At 63.5% G+C, this 16,541-nt stretch carries 6 protein-coding genes; 2 read left to right on the top strand and 4 right to left on the bottom strand.

Annotation, left to right across the window (positions count from 1 at the left end):
* Window positions 1-93 precede the first annotated feature (93 nt).
* Together pks13 and QMK32_RS05715 are read left to right on the top strand one after the other, a co-directional pair.
* Window positions 94-5,025 (top strand): polyketide synthase Pks13, encoded by a 4,932-nt coding sequence (gene pks13, locus QMK32_RS05720; RefSeq protein ID WP_283473599.1) that lies wholly within the window; start codon window positions 94-96, stop codon window positions 5,023-5,025.
* The gene (locus tag QMK32_RS05715) at window positions 5,022-6,566 is read left to right on the top strand and encodes an acyl-CoA carboxylase subunit beta (protein ID WP_283473598.1); all 1,545 of its coding nucleotides are present in this window, start codon (window positions 5,022-5,024) and stop codon (window positions 6,564-6,566) included. Before pks13 ends, QMK32_RS05715 begins: the two co-directional genes overlap by 4 nt.
* Before the next feature lie 149 nt (window positions 6,567-6,715).
* Here QMK32_RS05715 and QMK32_RS05710 read toward each other — a convergent pair whose 3' ends face one another.
* The 4 genes from QMK32_RS05710 to QMK32_RS05695 all read right to left on the bottom strand — a co-directional run bounded on the left by QMK32_RS05710 (window position 6,716) and on the right by QMK32_RS05695 (window position 16,511).
* Window positions 6,716-7,666 carry a hypothetical protein gene (locus QMK32_RS05710; RefSeq protein ID WP_269301845.1) on the bottom strand — a complete coding sequence of 317 codons (951 nt, stop codon included), beginning with the start codon at window positions 7,664-7,666 and terminating at the stop codon, window positions 6,716-6,718.
* 386 nt (window positions 7,667-8,052) lie between these two features.
* On the bottom strand, window positions 8,053-11,364 hold the full coding sequence (locus QMK32_RS05705; protein ID WP_283473597.1) for an arabinosyltransferase domain-containing protein: 3,312 nt from the start codon (window positions 11,362-11,364) through the stop codon (window positions 8,053-8,055).
* A gap of 72 nt (window positions 11,365-11,436) precedes the next feature.
* Window positions 11,437-14,649, bottom strand: a complete 3,213-nt coding sequence (locus QMK32_RS05700; protein ID WP_283473596.1) for an arabinosyltransferase domain-containing protein — start codon at window positions 14,647-14,649, stop codon at window positions 11,437-11,439.
* A gap of 56 nt (window positions 14,650-14,705) precedes the next feature.
* The gene (locus QMK32_RS05695; protein WP_283473595.1) at window positions 14,706-16,511 is read right to left on the bottom strand and encodes a glycosyl transferase; all 1,806 of its coding nucleotides are present in this window, start codon (window positions 16,509-16,511) and stop codon (window positions 14,706-14,708) included.
* Window positions 16,512-16,541: the final 30 nt, after the last annotated feature.

Below are 16,541 nucleotides of genomic sequence, written 5' to 3'. Positions count from 1 at the left end.
AGACCACCTTTTCCAATGGACAGGTAGCTTGGTGAGTTGATGGCAAACCATGAGATCGATGCCGTACGAGTGACAGACAGCTCTGGGGCGGATATGACCGTGTCGCAGCTGCGTGAGTGGCTGCGCAACTGGGTCGCCGACGCCACCGGGCAGCCGGTTGCGCAGATTTCCGACGATCGGCCGATGGAAGAGTTCGGTCTCGCCTCTCGCGACGCCGTCGCACTCAGCGGTGATATCGAGGAACTCATGGGTGTCACGTTGACCGCTACGGTCGCGTATCAACATCCGACGATCGCGTCGCTCGCCACCCGCATCATCGAAGGCGAACCCGATGTTCCCGACGAGGCCGCCGACGACGCGTACTACCTCCAGGGCAACGCGGCTGGTTCTTCGCACGACATCGCCATCGTCGGCGTCTCGACGCGCTTCCCAGGCGCAGGGCACACGCCCGAAGAGATGTGGACGATGCTCAGTGAGGGCCGCGACGGCATCACCGACCTGCCCGAGGGGCGGTGGCAGGAGTTCACCTCCGATCCGGTCATCAAGGCAGCTGTCGACGCGACCGTCACGAAGGGCGGCTACCTCGATGACGTCAAGACGTTCGACGCGGAGTTCTTCGCGATGTCGCCCAACGAGGTCGTCAATGTCGATCCTCAGCAGCGGCTGGCACTGGAGCTCACCTGGGAAGCCCTCGAGCATGCACGCATCCCGGCCAGTTCTGTCAAGGGCTCGCAGGTCGGTGTCTTCATCGGGAGCTCGTCCAACGACTACCAGTTGCTTGCTGTCAGCGACCCGGCGGTTCACCCGTACGCACTGACCGGTACTTCGACGGCCATCGTCGCTAACCGAGTGTCGTACTTCTACGACTTCCGTGGACCGTCCATCGCGGTGGACACCGCATGCTCGTCCGCACTCGTGGCGGTGCACCAGGCCGTTCGAAGTTTGCGCGACGGCGAATCCGATCTCGCCGTAGCCGGTGGCGTCAACATGTTGCTGGCACCGCCGATCACCGTTGGCTTCGGCCAGACGGGAGTACTGGCGCCGGACGGCAAGATCAAGGCCTTCTCCTCCGACGCCAACGGCATGATCCGATCCGAGGGTGGCGGCCTCGTCGTGCTCAAGCGGGTCGAAGACGCCGAGCGCGACGGAGACGACATTCTCGCGGTCATCGCCGGTTCGGCGATCAATTCTGACGGTCGCTCCAATGGTCTTCTCGCACCGAGTCCCGACGCTCAGGCGGACGCTCTTCGCTTCGCCTACCGTGATGCCGGCATCAACCCGTCCGGGGTCGACTACATCGAGGCCCACGGCACCGGCACCATTCTCGGCGATCCCATCGAGGCGGACGCGCTCGGACGCGTCGTCGGGCGGGGCCGTAGCGAGGACAAGCCCGCGCTGCTCGGTTCGGCGAAGACGAACTTCGGTCACCTCGAATCCGCTGCGGGTGCAGCAGGTTTGATCAAGGTCGTCCTAGCACTACAGCACAACCGGTTGCCTGCCTCGCTGAACTACGCGGGTCCCAACCCGTACATCGACTTCGACAAGGCGCATCTGAAGGTCGTTTCCGAGGGAGCCGAGTGGCCTCGATACACCGGCAAGGCCGTCGCCGGGATCTCCGGTTTCGGTTTCGGCGGCACCAACGCGCATGTCGTGGTCACCGAATACGTCAAGGCTGTTCCGGAGGCTCTCGGCGCGGAAGTTGCACCAGCGGAAGCTGATACACGCATACCGGTATCTGATGTCGAGACCACGGACCCGGTTGCCGAAGCCGAACAGATTCTCGTGGAGTCCGTTCCGCAGACTGTCGTGCTGGCAGTCTCGGCCGCACTGCCCTCCAGGCGTAAGCGCGCCGCTTCGGAGCTGGCAGACTGGCTCGAAACCGAAGCCGGAAGCATCACTCCTCTTGCCGATGTCGGACGGGCACTGGCCAAGCGGAACCACGGGCGTTCTCGTGCAGTCGTTCTCGCTTCGACGCACGCAGAAGCCATCACCGGATTGCGTGCCATCGCCTCTGGAAAGCCAGGGCAGGGCGTGTTCTCCGCGGACTCGCCTGCGTCCAACGGAGCCGTCTGGGTGTTCTCCGGCTTCGGCTCACAACATCGCAAGATGGCACATGCGCTGTACCGCAACAATGCAACGTTCGCCGCTGCGGTGGACGAGGTCGACGAACTGCTGCTCGACGAGGCCGGTTACTCCATCAAGGAGATCATTCTCGACGATTCGCAGAACTACGAGTTCGAGAACTCGCAGGTCGCCATCTTCGTCATTCAGATTGCTCTGGCGGCAACACTGCGTGCCCATGGCGCCGAACCTTCAGCCGTCATCGGACATTCGATGGGTGAGGTCGCTGCGGCATACGTCGTGGGTGGGCTGAACCTCGAAGACGCGGTTCGCATCATCTACGCGCGCTCACGACTTCTCGCGGAAGGCCAGGAAGGTCTCGGTGCGGCGTCCCAGGGCGCAATGGCACTCGTGGAGTACACGCCGGACGAGGTCACTGCGCTCACCGATCAGTTCCCCGACGTCGAGCCATGTGTCTATGCGGCTCCGACACATACGACTGTCGGCGGACCACGCGGACAGGTCGAGGCACTCGTCGAGATGGCCGAGGCCGCTGGCAAGATGGCCCGCATACTCGACGTGAAGGGTGCAGGCCACACCGCTGCAGTCGACCCACTCCTCGGTGAGCTGGCGGCGGAGTTGGCAGGCATCGAGCCTGGAAAACTTCGTGCCGGTGTCTATTCTTCGGTCGACAAGCAGGCGCACTACCGCGCCGGCCACGAACCGATACACGGTGTGGAGTACTGGACCAAGGGCATGCGAAACCCGGTCTACTTCACGCAGGCAGTCAATATCGCCGTCGGCGACGGTCACACCACGTTCGTCGAGTTGGCTCCCAACCCCGTCGCACTGATGTCGATTGCGGGTACGGCATGGGCTGCAGGAGTTGCCGATTCGACGTTGATCCCGACACTCAAGCGTAAGGAAGACGAGTCCGAGACGTTCCTCGCGGCACTCGCTCAACTGTACGTACATGGTCACGTCCTCGATCTGACGACGCTGTTCGCCGATGGCGACTACGCAGCCATTCCGCGTACCTCCTACCTGCGCAAAGAGTTCTGGCTCGACTCGCGAATCAACTCGAGCGGTAACTCCCACGTCCCCGGTTCCCGGGTTGCGCTGCCGGACGGTCGGCACGTGTGGGAGGTGCAGGCATCGGCTCTCGGAAGTTTCGACGAGCTGGTGAAGGCAGCAGCGTCGCAAGTTCTTTCGAGCGTCGAACTCGGACACTCGGTGTCACACGCAGCGGTCCCCAAGACCGGAACCGTCGTCACGACGGTGACCTCCCACCTCGGTGGCGCCTCCGTTCAGGTGCACGCCCATCAGGGATCTGCGTTCACTCTGCTGCACGAGGCCGTGGTCACCTCTGGCGATCCGCTACCGGAACCCGTTGTCGCTGTGGCGCAGTCGTCGACCTCGCCGATGGAAGAGCTGCCGGAGGTCGTCGAGACGTTCGGTGATCGCTGGGACGCGAACGGTAGTCAGAAGCTCGAAGACCGGTTGGCGATCATCGTTGCCGAGTCGATGGGATACGCCCCAGAGGACCTCCCACCCGAGGTGCCGCTGATCGAACTCGGTCTCGACTCACTGAGCGCTGTGCGTATCAAGAACCGCGTCGAATACGAATTCGACATACCCACCGTGCAATTGCAGGCAGTACGAGATGCCAACCTGCTCGAGGTCGAGAAGTACCTGCGCTACGCGCTGGAGAATCGTGAAGAGGTTGCGGCCCTCGCCGAGCAACAGGCCGCGGAGAAAGAGGCCGAGACTCGTGACTCGGTCCCCCCGCCCGCGCCCGCCGAAGCCGCTCCCGACACGACGCCTGCTGTAGCGCAGACCGATTCGATGTCGGACCTGGGCGGCAAAGAAGGGTTCGCCGAGGCTGCAGGCTCCGACGTTCCGCCGCGCGACAACGCCGAGCGGATGACGTTCGCGACGTGGGCCGTCGTGACGAAGGAGTCCGCCAAGGGCATCTTCAACACGTTGCCGATCCTCGACGACGAGGTGGCCGAAAAGTTGGCGGCCCGATTGACCGAGCGGGCCGGTGGCGAAGTCACCTTCGACGACGTCCTCGACTCGGAGACCATCGAGCAGCTGGCCGAGAAGGTACGTCCGCACCTCGAAGGCGGCGAAATCGACGGAGTGGTACGCAATTTGCGCGCCCGCCCCGAAGGTTCCACGGCCACCCCGGTGTTCGCATTCCACTCGGCGGGCAGCTCCACGGTCGCCTACGAGCCGCTGCTTCGGAAGCTTCCCGCCGGAACCCCGATGTACGGACTCGAACGCGTCGAAGGCCCGATCTCCGTGCGCGCCGCAGAATATGTGCCGCTGATCCGTGCAATCCAGCCGGAAGGTCCCTACGTATTCGTCGGATGGTCGCTCGGCGGCATCCTTGCATACGAAGTTTCCAGGCAAATGGAGGAACAGGGCATCGAGGTGGCCTACATCGGGCTGCTCGATACGGTGATGCCAGGAACCGAAATCCCGGACACTCGCGACGAGGTGCGCAAGCGGTGGGAGCGGTACGCGGCCTTCGCCAAGAAGACCTACGACGTCGACTACCCGATTCCGTACGACAAGCTCGTCGAAGCCGACGACGAAGGCCAGATCCGCATCATCACCGATCTCGTCAAGCTCAGCGGTGCGAAGATCCCCGGCGGCATCATCGAGCATCAGCGCACGTCCTGGCTGGACAACCGTGCCATCCAGACAGCGGAACTGAAGCCGTATGGCGGACCGGTGACGCTGTACATGGCCGACAAGTACCACGACGATGCCATCGCCTTGGAGCCCGCCTATGCCACCCGTGAAGCCCACGGTGGGTGGGGACCTGTTGTGAAGAACCTCGAGATCGTCGAGATCGGAGGCGATCACCTTGCGATCGTCGACGAGCCGTACATTGGCAGAATTGCGGCACACATGACGAAGAAGCTCGAAGAAATCGAGTCAGGAGCTAAGCCTTGAGTGGTACCACCGCCGAAAAGTTGGCCGATCTGCGCGCCAACCTCGAACTCGCCAGAGAGCCGGCGGGTGAGATAGGTATCGCCAAGCGGGCGAAGAAGGGCATCCCGAGCGCTCGACAACGCGTGGACTCGCTACTGGACCCGGGCAGCTTCATCGAGATCGGTGCACTGGTCAAGGCTCCGAACGATCCCACCGCGCTGTACAGCGACGGAGTGGTCACCGGGCACGGCACCATCGACGGGCGACCGGTTGCCGTGTTCTCGCACGATCAGACCGTCTTCGGCGGCACCGTCGGCGAGATGTTCGGCCGCAAGGTCGCGGGCATCATGGACTTCGCGATCAAGGTCGGTTGCCCGGTCATCGGAATCAACGACTCCGGCGGCGCGCGCGTGCAGGACGCCGTCACCTCGCTCGCGTGGTACGCCGAACTCGGCCGTCGGCACGAGCCGTTGTCCGGTATGTGCCCGCAGGTATCGGTCATCCTCGGCAAGTGTGCAGGCGGCGCCGTCTACGCACCCATCAACACCGATGTCGTCGTCGCCACCGAAGAGGCGTACATGTTCGTCACCGGGCCGGACGTCATCAAGTCCGTCACCGGAGAGGACGTCAGCCTCGACGAACTCGGAAGTGCACGCAAGCAGGCCGAATACGGCAACGTCCACCACGTTGCCGTGGACGAAGAAGCCGCATTCGCGTGGGTACGGAACTACCTGAGCTACATGCCGTCGAGCTGCCAGGAAGACCCGCCGGTAGTCAATCCGGGCATCGAGCCCGAGATCACCGAGTCTGACCTGCTACTCGACAAGGTCATGCCCGACGCCGACAACGCCGGTTACGACATGCACGACATCATCCTTCGCATGTTCGACGACGGCGAATTCCACGAGATGTCCACGGGCATCGCACAGAACGTCATCACCGGACTCACCCGCGTCGACGGTAAATCGGTCGGTGTAGTCGCCAATCAGCCGATGTTCCTGTCCGGAGCACTCGACGCCGACGGCTCGGACAAAGCAGCACGCTTCATCCGGATCTGCGACGCCTACAACATCCCGCTCGTCTTCATCGTCGACACTCCAGGCTTCCTGCCCGGCGTCGACCAGGAGAAGGTCGGCGTCATCAAGCGCGGCGGACGATTCCTGTTCTCCTACATCGAAGCATCGGTTCCCAAGATCACCGTCGTGGTTCGCAAAGCCTACGGCGGCGGCTACGCAGTCATGGGCTGCAAGCAACTGGGTGCCGACATCAACTTCGCTTGGCCCACCGGTCGTATCGCCGTCATGGGTGCAGAAGGCGCCGTCAACATCATCGGCCGCAAGCAACTCGCCGCGGCAGGAGACAACGCCGCGGCAGTGAGAGCGCAGCTCATCAACTTCTACAACGAGCACGTAGCAACGCCATGGGTCGCAGCCGAACGCGGTTACATCGATGCCGTCATCGAACCGTCCCAGACGCGCCTCGAACTCCGCAAAGCACTCAAGCTGCTCGAGAACAAAGAGGTGTTCAAGAATCCGCGGAAGCATCACCTGCTTCCTATCTGATCCTTTCGCTTGAATGGTCCATTCATACGATCAGTTAGCTTGTGTGCGCCATTCATGCAGTGCGCGACGGCTGTTCGGCCGGTTCGAGGCGCGCCTCACCATCCGCTTGAATGATCCATTCATACGATCAGTTAGCTTGTGTGCGCCATTCATGCTTGGGCGATGTGCACAGGTGGCCGCGGGCGGGCAAGTGCACGGGCGTAGCCGGCTCGAAGGTCGTCCAGTACCCCTGATGGGTCGTCTCTGATCTGCTTCGGCAGGTGCGCAACGATGATGATTCCGATACGTTCCATGTCCGCTCGACGTTTCAGGGTCTTGGCGTGGTCGGCTGGGCTCAGGTGATGGGCGAACGAGTCTATCTGCCAACCGAATCCGACAGTATCTATCCAGCCGTCGGGTCGTCCGAGAAATCTGCCGTCGGTGTCGAGGATGTCGCGGTTGTGGACCATTTTCGGAAGCCCCGAGGTGATGTAGAGCTTCTGTGCTTGAACCTCGGCAACGGAATGCGCATCGTCGGCAAGTTCGCTCGCGGCTGCCCAACCGACGGCGCCGTGACGTCGGGGGCCATCCCTGAGTTCGCGGACTATCTCGTCGAGATCGGCCGCACCGCGTTGAACAGCTTCCGCGAACAGGCGAGTGCAGGCCCCGGTATGCCGCAATGCCCGTGCGGCGTCGACGAGCGCGCGTGGCAGTGGGGCGACGGCCAAGCGGCCACGATGTAATGGTTCCGGTAGGCGGTGCGTCCGCTCGACACGTACGAACGACGACGACGCTCGACGCATGGTCGCCGGAACGAGGATGTGGACGTCGCCCCCGACACGGTCGAAGCCGTGCTGCATTACGGCGGTGCCACCGGTGAGCATGCTCTGTTCGCCGCCATAGAGCAAAGCGGCAGATTGTTGTTGTAGAAGCGTGGGACTGCCATTGTGCAACAAGATGATTCCCGGCAGTATTCGACGCCACTTGCCGCCGTCAGCAGTTCGCAGGGTAATAGATCCGTCCGACACTCCGCATTGTCGAAGTGCCCGACGGGTGATGACGCCGTTGAGGGATGCCCCATCCAGGATGTATCGGTTCGTTGCCCAGCTACCGCGTTTCATAAAAGGCAGTTTGCAGAGTTCGGCGACGGTCGAACGCCCTGCGACCAGGGCAGGCCGGACGCGTGTTGACGCAGGCTTTGACTGTGGACAACTCGGCGTAATTGCCGAGACAAGGCTCCTGAATGTCAGTGCCGTGCGCTATGTGGGCCGGCGATACCGCCCTGATGACCGGCCCACCACCCGTCGCGCACTGTTTGAATGGCGCCCCGAAGCTATCTGATCGTATGAGTGGACCATTGAAGCGGGTGGTGAGGCCCGCCCCAACGGTCCAACAGCCGTCGCGCACTGCTTGAATGGCGCCCAGAAGCTATCTGATCGTATGAGTGGACCATTGAAGCGGGTGGTGAAAGCCCACCCACCCCAACGGCCCACCCCCAACGGTGAAGCTACTTGTCGAACACCCGCAGATTCCCGGGAGTCCAGAGGCCCGACCTGGTGACCTCGGAGGTGTCGATGGTCGGTGGAACTGCTTGTGGGTAGTACTGGTCATAGCGCTCGAGGGAGCCCCAATCACGGGCCCAGTCGCGGTCCAGGTAGGTGGGAACGGTGATGGGCTTGGCGAGGAGTTCTGCCCAGCCGAGGGGGCCGCCGTTGTCCCCGGACTGCCAGGTGTCGGTAGAGCTGACTGCCAGTGGACGGTCGGGGAGGATGCGGTAGTTCGGTACTTCGGCAACGCCGTATTGGTGGTCGAAGGGGCGCTGGCACGGGAATTGGAGTCCTACGGCCCAGTCGAGAAGGACGGGTTGTTCGCTGCCGATGAGGCTGTTGAGCGTTTCGAGCTGTGGTACTCGCGGCGGAGTGAACGCGAACCATTGGTCGCCGGTGAGGTTGGGGTCGTTGGCAACGATGCGTACGGCATCGGCGCTTTCGGGTAGGTCCGCGATGGGGATGCGGAGGTTGCGCCACGACGGTGCGGGTCCGATGTCGCGGGGCAGGTAGGTGCCCTGGACGTCGATCGTTCCGTCGGGTTGGCGAGTGCCGTACTCCACGAGGAGGGACTGCCCGTAGGTCAGTGCGCCGGTGTCGTCGACCGACAGGATGCGTCCGGCGGCCGAGATGACGATCAGCGGTGCAGTGTCGGATCTTTCGGGGAGTGCGTACCAGCTGGAGGTCGCCGACGCGGGTTCCTGGATTCCGGGTTGGTAGGAGCCGAGGACCGGGGTGGTGGCGGGGTCGAGTCCGAAGGGGAGTGCGGCGGTGGATCCGTTGACGCCACGGTCGCCGATTCCGCCTCCGGTTCCGGAGCTCTGGCCTTCTTCGAAGGCCGGTCCGACGCTCTGCTGATCGGTATTGCCTTGTCCTGGTTTGACTTCCACGGCGTCGGCGCTGAGGTCGGTGGGAATGCCGTTTGCAGTGAAGTTGGAGGGGTCTTCGCCACCGAGGGGGCCGGTTTCGGGGTCGAAGCCGGCGGGGATCGGATCGAGGACTCCGGCGTTGGGATCCGATTCGACGAGAACGTCGGTGGCCAAACCGCAGCTTTTGCCGGTCAAGGATTCGATGTTGGACCGGGCCAGTGAGTATGCGGGGTACTGCGAGACGGCTCCCTTGACGAGCGAGAGGATCTCGAAGAGGACCATGAGTCCGGCGACGACGGTGAGCGGTGCTGCAGCGAATTTCTTGATGCGTCTGCCGCGTTCGCTGGTGGCTCGTGGTTGCGGTGGCGCGTATCCCTCCCTGAGGTACTGCCAGGCAGCGAGCGCCAGGGCGAGTGCGAACAGGGCGAGGAACAGTGTTCCGGATTCGTTGCCGGCGAGGGACACGGTCTTGTCGAACCACGGGACGCCGTAGCTCGAGACGTACCAGTAGCCGTTGATGCCCGAAAATGCCAGTGCGAGAACGAACATCAGACCGGCAAGGAAGATCGTGCGGTTTCTGCGCGATCGGAGTGCACTGGCCGAGATGGCGACGGCCGTCAGTGCCGCGAGGCTACCGGCGATACCGGCGTACGAACCGAAGTGGTGCGTCCACTTGGTCGGGTTGAACATCATGAAGAAGATGGTTCCGAATACGACGCCGATGAGACGCCATGCGGGTCCGTTGGCAATGCCGGGGACGCGTCGACGTCGCAGCAGGATGAACAGTGTCGAGAACAGGCACAGCAGCATCACCAGGAATGCGAATCGGCGTGCGACGGAACCGTCCACGGTCTGGACGAACAGGTAGTAGTAGCGCAGGAAGTCCTGGTACCACGCCTCGCTCGGGCCGATGGCCGTACGGACTCGGGTGGATTCGATGACGGTGGCGAAGGTCTGGTCGGCGAAGACGACGACGAGAACGAGGAATCCTGCCGCTGCAAGTGGCGCTACGAGTGCCAACGTACCGACTTGGCGATGACGTCGAATGACGATTCGAGCCATGGGCCGTGCGCCTGCCAACAATGCTGCGACACACATCAATCCGGTAGGTGCGGCAGCGAGTGTGAATGCGCCGATCAAGAAAGCGGCGGCCGCGGGTAGCAATCTTCCGGTTGCGATGGAGCGTTCGATCGAGCACCAGGTGAGCAGCGCACCGACGGCAACGATCGGCTCCGGGCGCAGTCCGTTGTTGTACGGCAACCAGAACGCAAGGAATACCAGGCCACCGGTCCACAGTGCGACGTTCGATTTGCGTACTGCGCGACCCAGGCGCGGAACGACCTCGCGGCTGATGACCATCCAGCACAGGATTCCGGCGATCAATGCGGGTAGGCGGATCCAGGGGCTGGCCGTGGACACCTTGGCGAACAGTGCGAGGACGTCGTAGTACCAGCCGAACGGTGCTTCGGGGACGCCGAACCACCGGAAGTAGTTGGCCATGTAGCCGGACTTCTCGGCCGCGCGGGCCATGGTCAGCAGGTAGCCGTCGTCGGAGGTATTTGCTCCGACGAAGTGCCAGCCGATCAAGACGCCGACGACCGTGACGTCGATGCCGGTGAACTTCCACCAGTTCGACGGGAAGAACCGGCGGTGACCGCGGCCGTCGATGCCGTCGAGTCGGCCGAGCGCGCCCACAGCGAGGATGGTGCAGACGACCGCCAGGATCATCGCGAGCAGTTTGAGAATCGTCGGGCTCGAGGAGAACCGCGAGTCGACGTCGATCGTCGCCGACATTCCTGCAGGCGCGGCGCCGGAGAGGTCGGTGAAGAGTCCGACGACCTGGGGACGTAAGTCGCCGTCGAGACGTCCGGAGCGCGGATTGCCCTGCTTGTCGGACAAGCCGGTGAACTCGGCCGTGGTCGAGTCGATGTCCGAGGTGATCTCGATGGAGCCACACGCGGCGCCCTGGACGTCCGCACGCGGTGCTGTGGCGACGACTACGTTGCGGTCCAATACATCCACGGAGGCTTCGCTGACGCGCACGAAGAGGCTGTTGAGCGCTGCCCCTTCACCCTGAGGTGGTGCGGTTGCCAGTAGAAGGCCGCCCGACGGCGGTAGCTGTGCGACGGCGCTGCACGGGATGCTCGCAGTGAAGGCGAGGGGAGCCTGCGACACGAGCGGTGCATCGATGTCCTGCAGCGAACCGGCCTCGGGCCAGTTGATCGTCGACGTGGTCTGCGCGACCGGAAGAAACGGGGTCAGGATCGCGAGAAACGCGCCGAGCAGACCGGTGATGATGGCAACCAGGCGCGTGGTGCGCACCTGGGATCGAAGATCGACTGCAGAACCCTTCCTCGGTGAGGCGGAGGGCACGGCGGAAGAATCTGTCACGGCGTCGGGCACGGTTGACGATGGTATGCGAGCGCGATCGGTTCACCACATTCGCATCGTGAAAGAACCGGGAAGATACCCGTTTCATTCGACCCTGATCGGGCCCTCCGACTCCCATCCGCTGCGTGTCACGGTCTCGACCGTCAGCTCTGCGGGCCTTGCGGACGGATCGAGTGGGCTGAACCGTTCGAGTGATCCCCAGTCGCGGTCGAGGTCGTCGCGCAGATAGGTCGGGACCACTTCGGCGGAGAGTACGAGTTGTTGCCAGCCGAGGGGGCCTCCACCGAACGCGTCCATGACCGGACTGTGCGCGGCCGCGCCACTCCGATCCGGCAATATCCGGTACTCGGGCAGTTCCGCGACGCCGTCTTTGTGGTCGAACGGGCGTTGGCACGGGAATCCAAGCGCGACGGTCCAGTCGAGCATCACCGGCGTATCGGACCCGATGACGTCGACGAGCGGGACTGTGCGCGGTATGCGCGGGGGTGTCACGGCAAGCCATTGGTCGGACGAGATGTCGGAGTCGGTTGCGACCAGTCGGACCCGATCGGCATTCTCGGGAATCTCGGACAAGGGCACGCGGAGATTGCGCCAGGACGGCTGCGGTCCGACGTCTATCGGAGTTACTCGTCCGAGAACCTGATCGACGGCGGCATACTCCACTTCGAGCGGCTGGCCGGATGCGACGATGCCGTCGGAGTCGACGGATCTGATTCGGCCGGCCGCGCTGATGGAAAGGAAATCCCCGTCGGGCACTGTGGGGAGTGAGAACCACTCGGTGGTGAGGGTCGAGGGCTCCGATGTGTCCGCGCCGTAGCTGCCGAGGACGGGTGTGCGCGAGGGGTCCAGACCGAAGGGCAGTGCGACGGAGCTTCCGTTGATGCCCGTGCCCTCGGTGGTGCCGCCTTCGGTGCCTGAGGACCCGGAGGAACTCGACGTCTGCTGATCGGTTGTCGTGTCGTCGCTGAATCCGCGTGTGCTCTCTTGCGATACGTCTTCTTCGTCGGCGGTGAGGTCGGTCGGGACACCGTCGGGTGCGAAGCCTGCGGTGCCCTCACCTGCGAGGGAATCTGCGAGGGTGGAACCGATCGGCGTCAGCATCGCCTCATTGGGGTCCTGTTCCACCAGTACGTCGTTGGCCAGGCTGCAGGAGTTTCCGGTCAGTGCGTTCAGGTTCGAGCGCGCCACCGAGTAGGCCGGATACTGTGCGACCGCACCTTTGACGAAGGACGCGAGTTCGAACAGCACGACGAAGGCGGACATGACCGTCAGAGCCGAGACTCCGAAGCGCGCGGACCTGGCAGTGGCACGGTAGGGCGCGCGTAAATGCTGCCATCCGGCGTAGAGCAGCGCGAGAATTGTCAGTCCGAGGAAAATGGTCGAGAAGCCTTTTCCGAGGATCATCGGAGGCTTGTCGAACCACGGGATGCCGTAACTCGAGACGTACCACCAGCCGTTGGAGCCGGTGAACGCGAGAGCGGTGAGAAACAGTACGGCTGCGGTGAACAGAGTTCGGTTTCGTGGGTTGTCGTGTGTGGCCGATGCGACGGCGATCGCAGCAACGGCGGCGAGTGACGCGGCCAGACCGGCGTACACACCGAAATGGTGGGTCCATTTGGTCGGGGTGAACATCATGAGAGCCAGTGCGCCGATCACGATGCCCACGATCCGACGCGAGGGCCCCAGTGCCACACCGGGAATGCGGCCGTTTCGACGCAGCATCACGACGATCGTGGTGATAACGCACAAGATCATGACGAACACAGCGAATCTTCGCGCGAGTGAACCGTCCGGTGTGATCTCCATGAGCGAGTCCCAGCGGGTGCGCTCTTCGAACCACGGGACGTTCGGGCCCACAGCGGCACGTGCCCGCGTTGCTTCGAGGACCGTCGAGAGGGTTTGGTCGGCGAAGACCGCGGCGACGATTACTACACCCGACGCGAGAATCGGTAGCAGGACCGGGAACCAGCCGACGTGACGAGCACGCGAGATGAGAACGCGGACGAGCGGTCTACCTCCTGCCAGCAGTGCCGCGACGCAGATGAGTCCAGTGGGCCCGGCGGCGAGCGAGAACGCCGCGATGAGCACGGCGACGGCTGCGGGAAGCAACCGGCCCGTCGCGATGGCACGTTCGACCGAGCACCAGGTCAACAGGGCGCCGAGGGCAATGACGGGCTCGGGGCGAAGACCGTTGTCGTATGGGAGCCAGAACGCCAGAAAGACGAGCCCGGCGGTCCAGATCGCAACCTTGTCCGACCGCACTGCGCGACCGAGGCGCGGAATCACCTCGCGGCTGATGACGGCCCAACACAGCAGACCGGCGATCAGCGCAGGCAGTCGCATCCATGGGCTGGCCGTGGACACCTTGGCGAACGCGGCGAGCATGTCATAGTACGGCATGCCGAACGGAGCCTCTGGGACACCGAACCAGCGGTAGTAGTTGGCCATGTAGCCGGCGTGTTCGGACACTCGTGCCATCGTGAGCAGGTAGCCGTCGTCCGAGGTATTGGCGCCGATGAAATGCCAGAGAAGCAGAACGCCGGCGACCACTCCGTCGACGACCGTGATGCGTAGCCAATGCGAGGGGAAGAATCGGCGTCCGCGCCGTCCGTCCCGCAGGTCCAGCCGGTGCAGTGCGATCAGCGAGATGATCGTGAAGATGACTGCGGCGGCCATCGCGAGTTTCTTGAGAAGCGTTGGGGTGGAAGAGAATCGCGAGTCGATCTGGATATCGACACGCAAGTCGGCAGGCGCAGCCCCCTGCAATTCGGTGAAGATGCCGACGGTCTGCGGGCGCGCGTCGCCGTCGATCGAGCCTGTTGCATCGGTGCCCGGTGCCGACGCGGTCGATCCGGTATTCGTCGAGCTGATGTCGACCGACGAGCAGGACGCCAGCTGTGCGTTGGTGAGAGTGAGCAGGACGCGCTCGCGCAGCACGGCCTGCATGCCGCTTTCGGTGCGGGTGACGACCAGTCCGACGCCTTGTGCGTCGGGGGCGCTGGGCGCGGTGGTGGAGAGAACGAGTGTGCCAGGCGGTGCGTTCTCGATCACGGCACATGGAATGGACGCGTCCAAAGACAGCGGTGTGTAGGAAATCAACGGCGCTTCGACGGACGTCAGCGTCCCGTTCTGCGGCCAGCTGATCGACGCCGAATCCTGAGTGACCGGCAACAGCGGTGTCAGGACCGCAGCGAGCACGGCGATCACGCCGGAGACGACGGCAACGACTCCGGCGGAGATGCGTGGCGACGATTTCCGAGAAGTCGGGTTCGGTGCGGTGGCTGCGGCGGTGGACACGGTTGCCCATGCTATTGCACGGTCACGTCGTCGCTCGTTTCGTGCAGGTCAGTGTGTCAGGGTGTGAGCGCACGCACGTCCCAGACCCACACCCCACCGTGGAACTGGGCTTGGGTGCCCAGGAGAGTATCGACCGTCGCACGCAATGCCCTGTTGTTCTTGCCCGGTGGAAGCACGACTACGTCGGCGTTCCAATAGTCCAGATCTTCGATGGCCTGCTTCTTCTGCTCGGCGGTGATGTCCGGAACCGTGCCGGAGTTCTGAACCGAGCCCAGCAGAAGTGCTGTCCTTCGGTCGACGGCACCGTATTTCGCCTTCTTGTCTTCGTGATCGCTCGGCCCGACGAAGTAACCGGCTGCCAGCGGGAAACCCATCCCGGCGTCGATCTGCCACAGCAGCGGACGGGCGTCCTCGGGTCGAGGTAGCGGGACGGTGACGATCGAACCGCCGTCGAGGTAGTCCCGCCATTCGCCGTCGGCGAAGAACGCCGGCGTCGGGGTTCTCTCCACCGCCTGCAACGGCATCGGGAACAACGGAAGGAGAGCGAGCGCCAACGCGATCGACCACAGGCCCGGCAAGGGGCGAATGCCGCGTCCGAATGCCTTGTCGGTGGCCAACACCAGGATCAGCGCGAGTGCGGGCACCGCGCCGAGGACGAATCTAGTTTCCAACACGGATTCGACGAGTGGGGCCTCCGCGAACCACTTCCACGGAAGTTCGATTCCGGTGTCGTTCTTGCCGATGTACAGCACGGTCCCGAGTGAGAGGACACCCATGACGACCGCGGTAGCGGCAGCTGCTCGCACTCGGGCGTCGCGCCACATCCACAACGTCGCAGCGAGGCACAGCACGAGCAGTGGCCAACCGAGATAGGCGTTCTCCTCGGTGGCATTGATGCGCACGTCCTGGCCTGGTGTCACCTTTCCGCCGATGGACTGCGTCGGGAACTGGAAGAGGGCTTTGGCGTCGTTACCCATGTTGCCGTGCTCGATGAACGAGTAACTCTGCGGACCGAGGAACTGCCACCACAGTGGAACAGCAACGACTGCGACGGCGATCACGGCTGCGATCGGCAGGCTCTTGGCCGCGTTGGCGACCGCGGACACGATTCTTCGAGGGTTGCCGAGGTAGAAGACGGCGGCGAAGATTCCGAACGAGATCGCGAAGATCAGCAATGGTTCTTCGCCGAGCAAGATCTGCAGCGCAACGACGAGTCCGAGGGCGATCGTCCGCTTTGCCGTCGGTCCGTCGTGTGCGATGTGGATGACCATCGAGGCGATCACCGGCAGCAGGAACAGGACCACGAAGTTCGGATGACCGTTGGCGTGCGAGACCATGGCGGGGGCGAATCCGCAGAGTGCACCGCCCAAGGCGGATGCGCCGCGCGATGCGCCCAACCTGCGGGCAAACAGCCGATACCAGGCATAGGCCGTACCGGCTAGACCGACGGTGAGCCCGATCGCCCAGGTCACCGTGGGGCCGAACATCAGCGTGATCGGCGCCAATGGGATCGACAGTCCGAACATCGCGGTGTTCGCCATCATGTTGACGCCCGCGGGGTAGTTCTGCAGATCACTCCACAGCGGGTTGTCGAGATGGGCGACCGAGTGCGCCGCGACGGAGAGGAACCACTCCCACATGGCCTGGTCCTGGCCACTGTTGTAGAGGTATCCATTGCTGAGGTTGCGCCATTGCCCCTGCATGACGAACAGCGCGAGGACCGTGAACAAGGAGGCAGTAGCCACGTCGGCGCGGTCCACGCGCGAGATCAGCACAGTGTGTACACGTGTCGAGATCGACCCGAGTTTCGACGCTGGGGCAGTCTGCGGCTGCTCGAGCACAGTCCGATCGGTGTTTGTCATCGCGATGCACGTTACGTGAACGTTATGTGA

It is taken from the genome of Rhodococcus sp. H29-C3 (assembly GCF_030063405.1).
Lineage (GTDB): Bacteria > Actinomycetota > Actinomycetes > Mycobacteriales > Mycobacteriaceae > Rhodococcoides.
The sequence above is the reverse complement of the archived record's forward strand: the minus strand, read 5'-3'. Positions and strand labels throughout refer to the sequence as shown.

Coding starts and splice junctions, on each gene's coding strand:
- pks13 (WP_283473599.1), top strand. CDS start 94: ATGACCGTGTCGCAGCTGCGTGAGTGGCTGCGCAACTGGGTCGCCGAC.
- QMK32_RS05710 (WP_269301845.1), bottom strand. CDS start 7,666: ATGAAACGCGGTAGCTGGGCAACGAACCGATACATCCTGGATGGGGCA.
- QMK32_RS05695 (WP_283473595.1), bottom strand. CDS start 16,511: ATGACAAACACCGATCGGACTGTGCTCGAGCAGCCGCAGACTGCCCCA.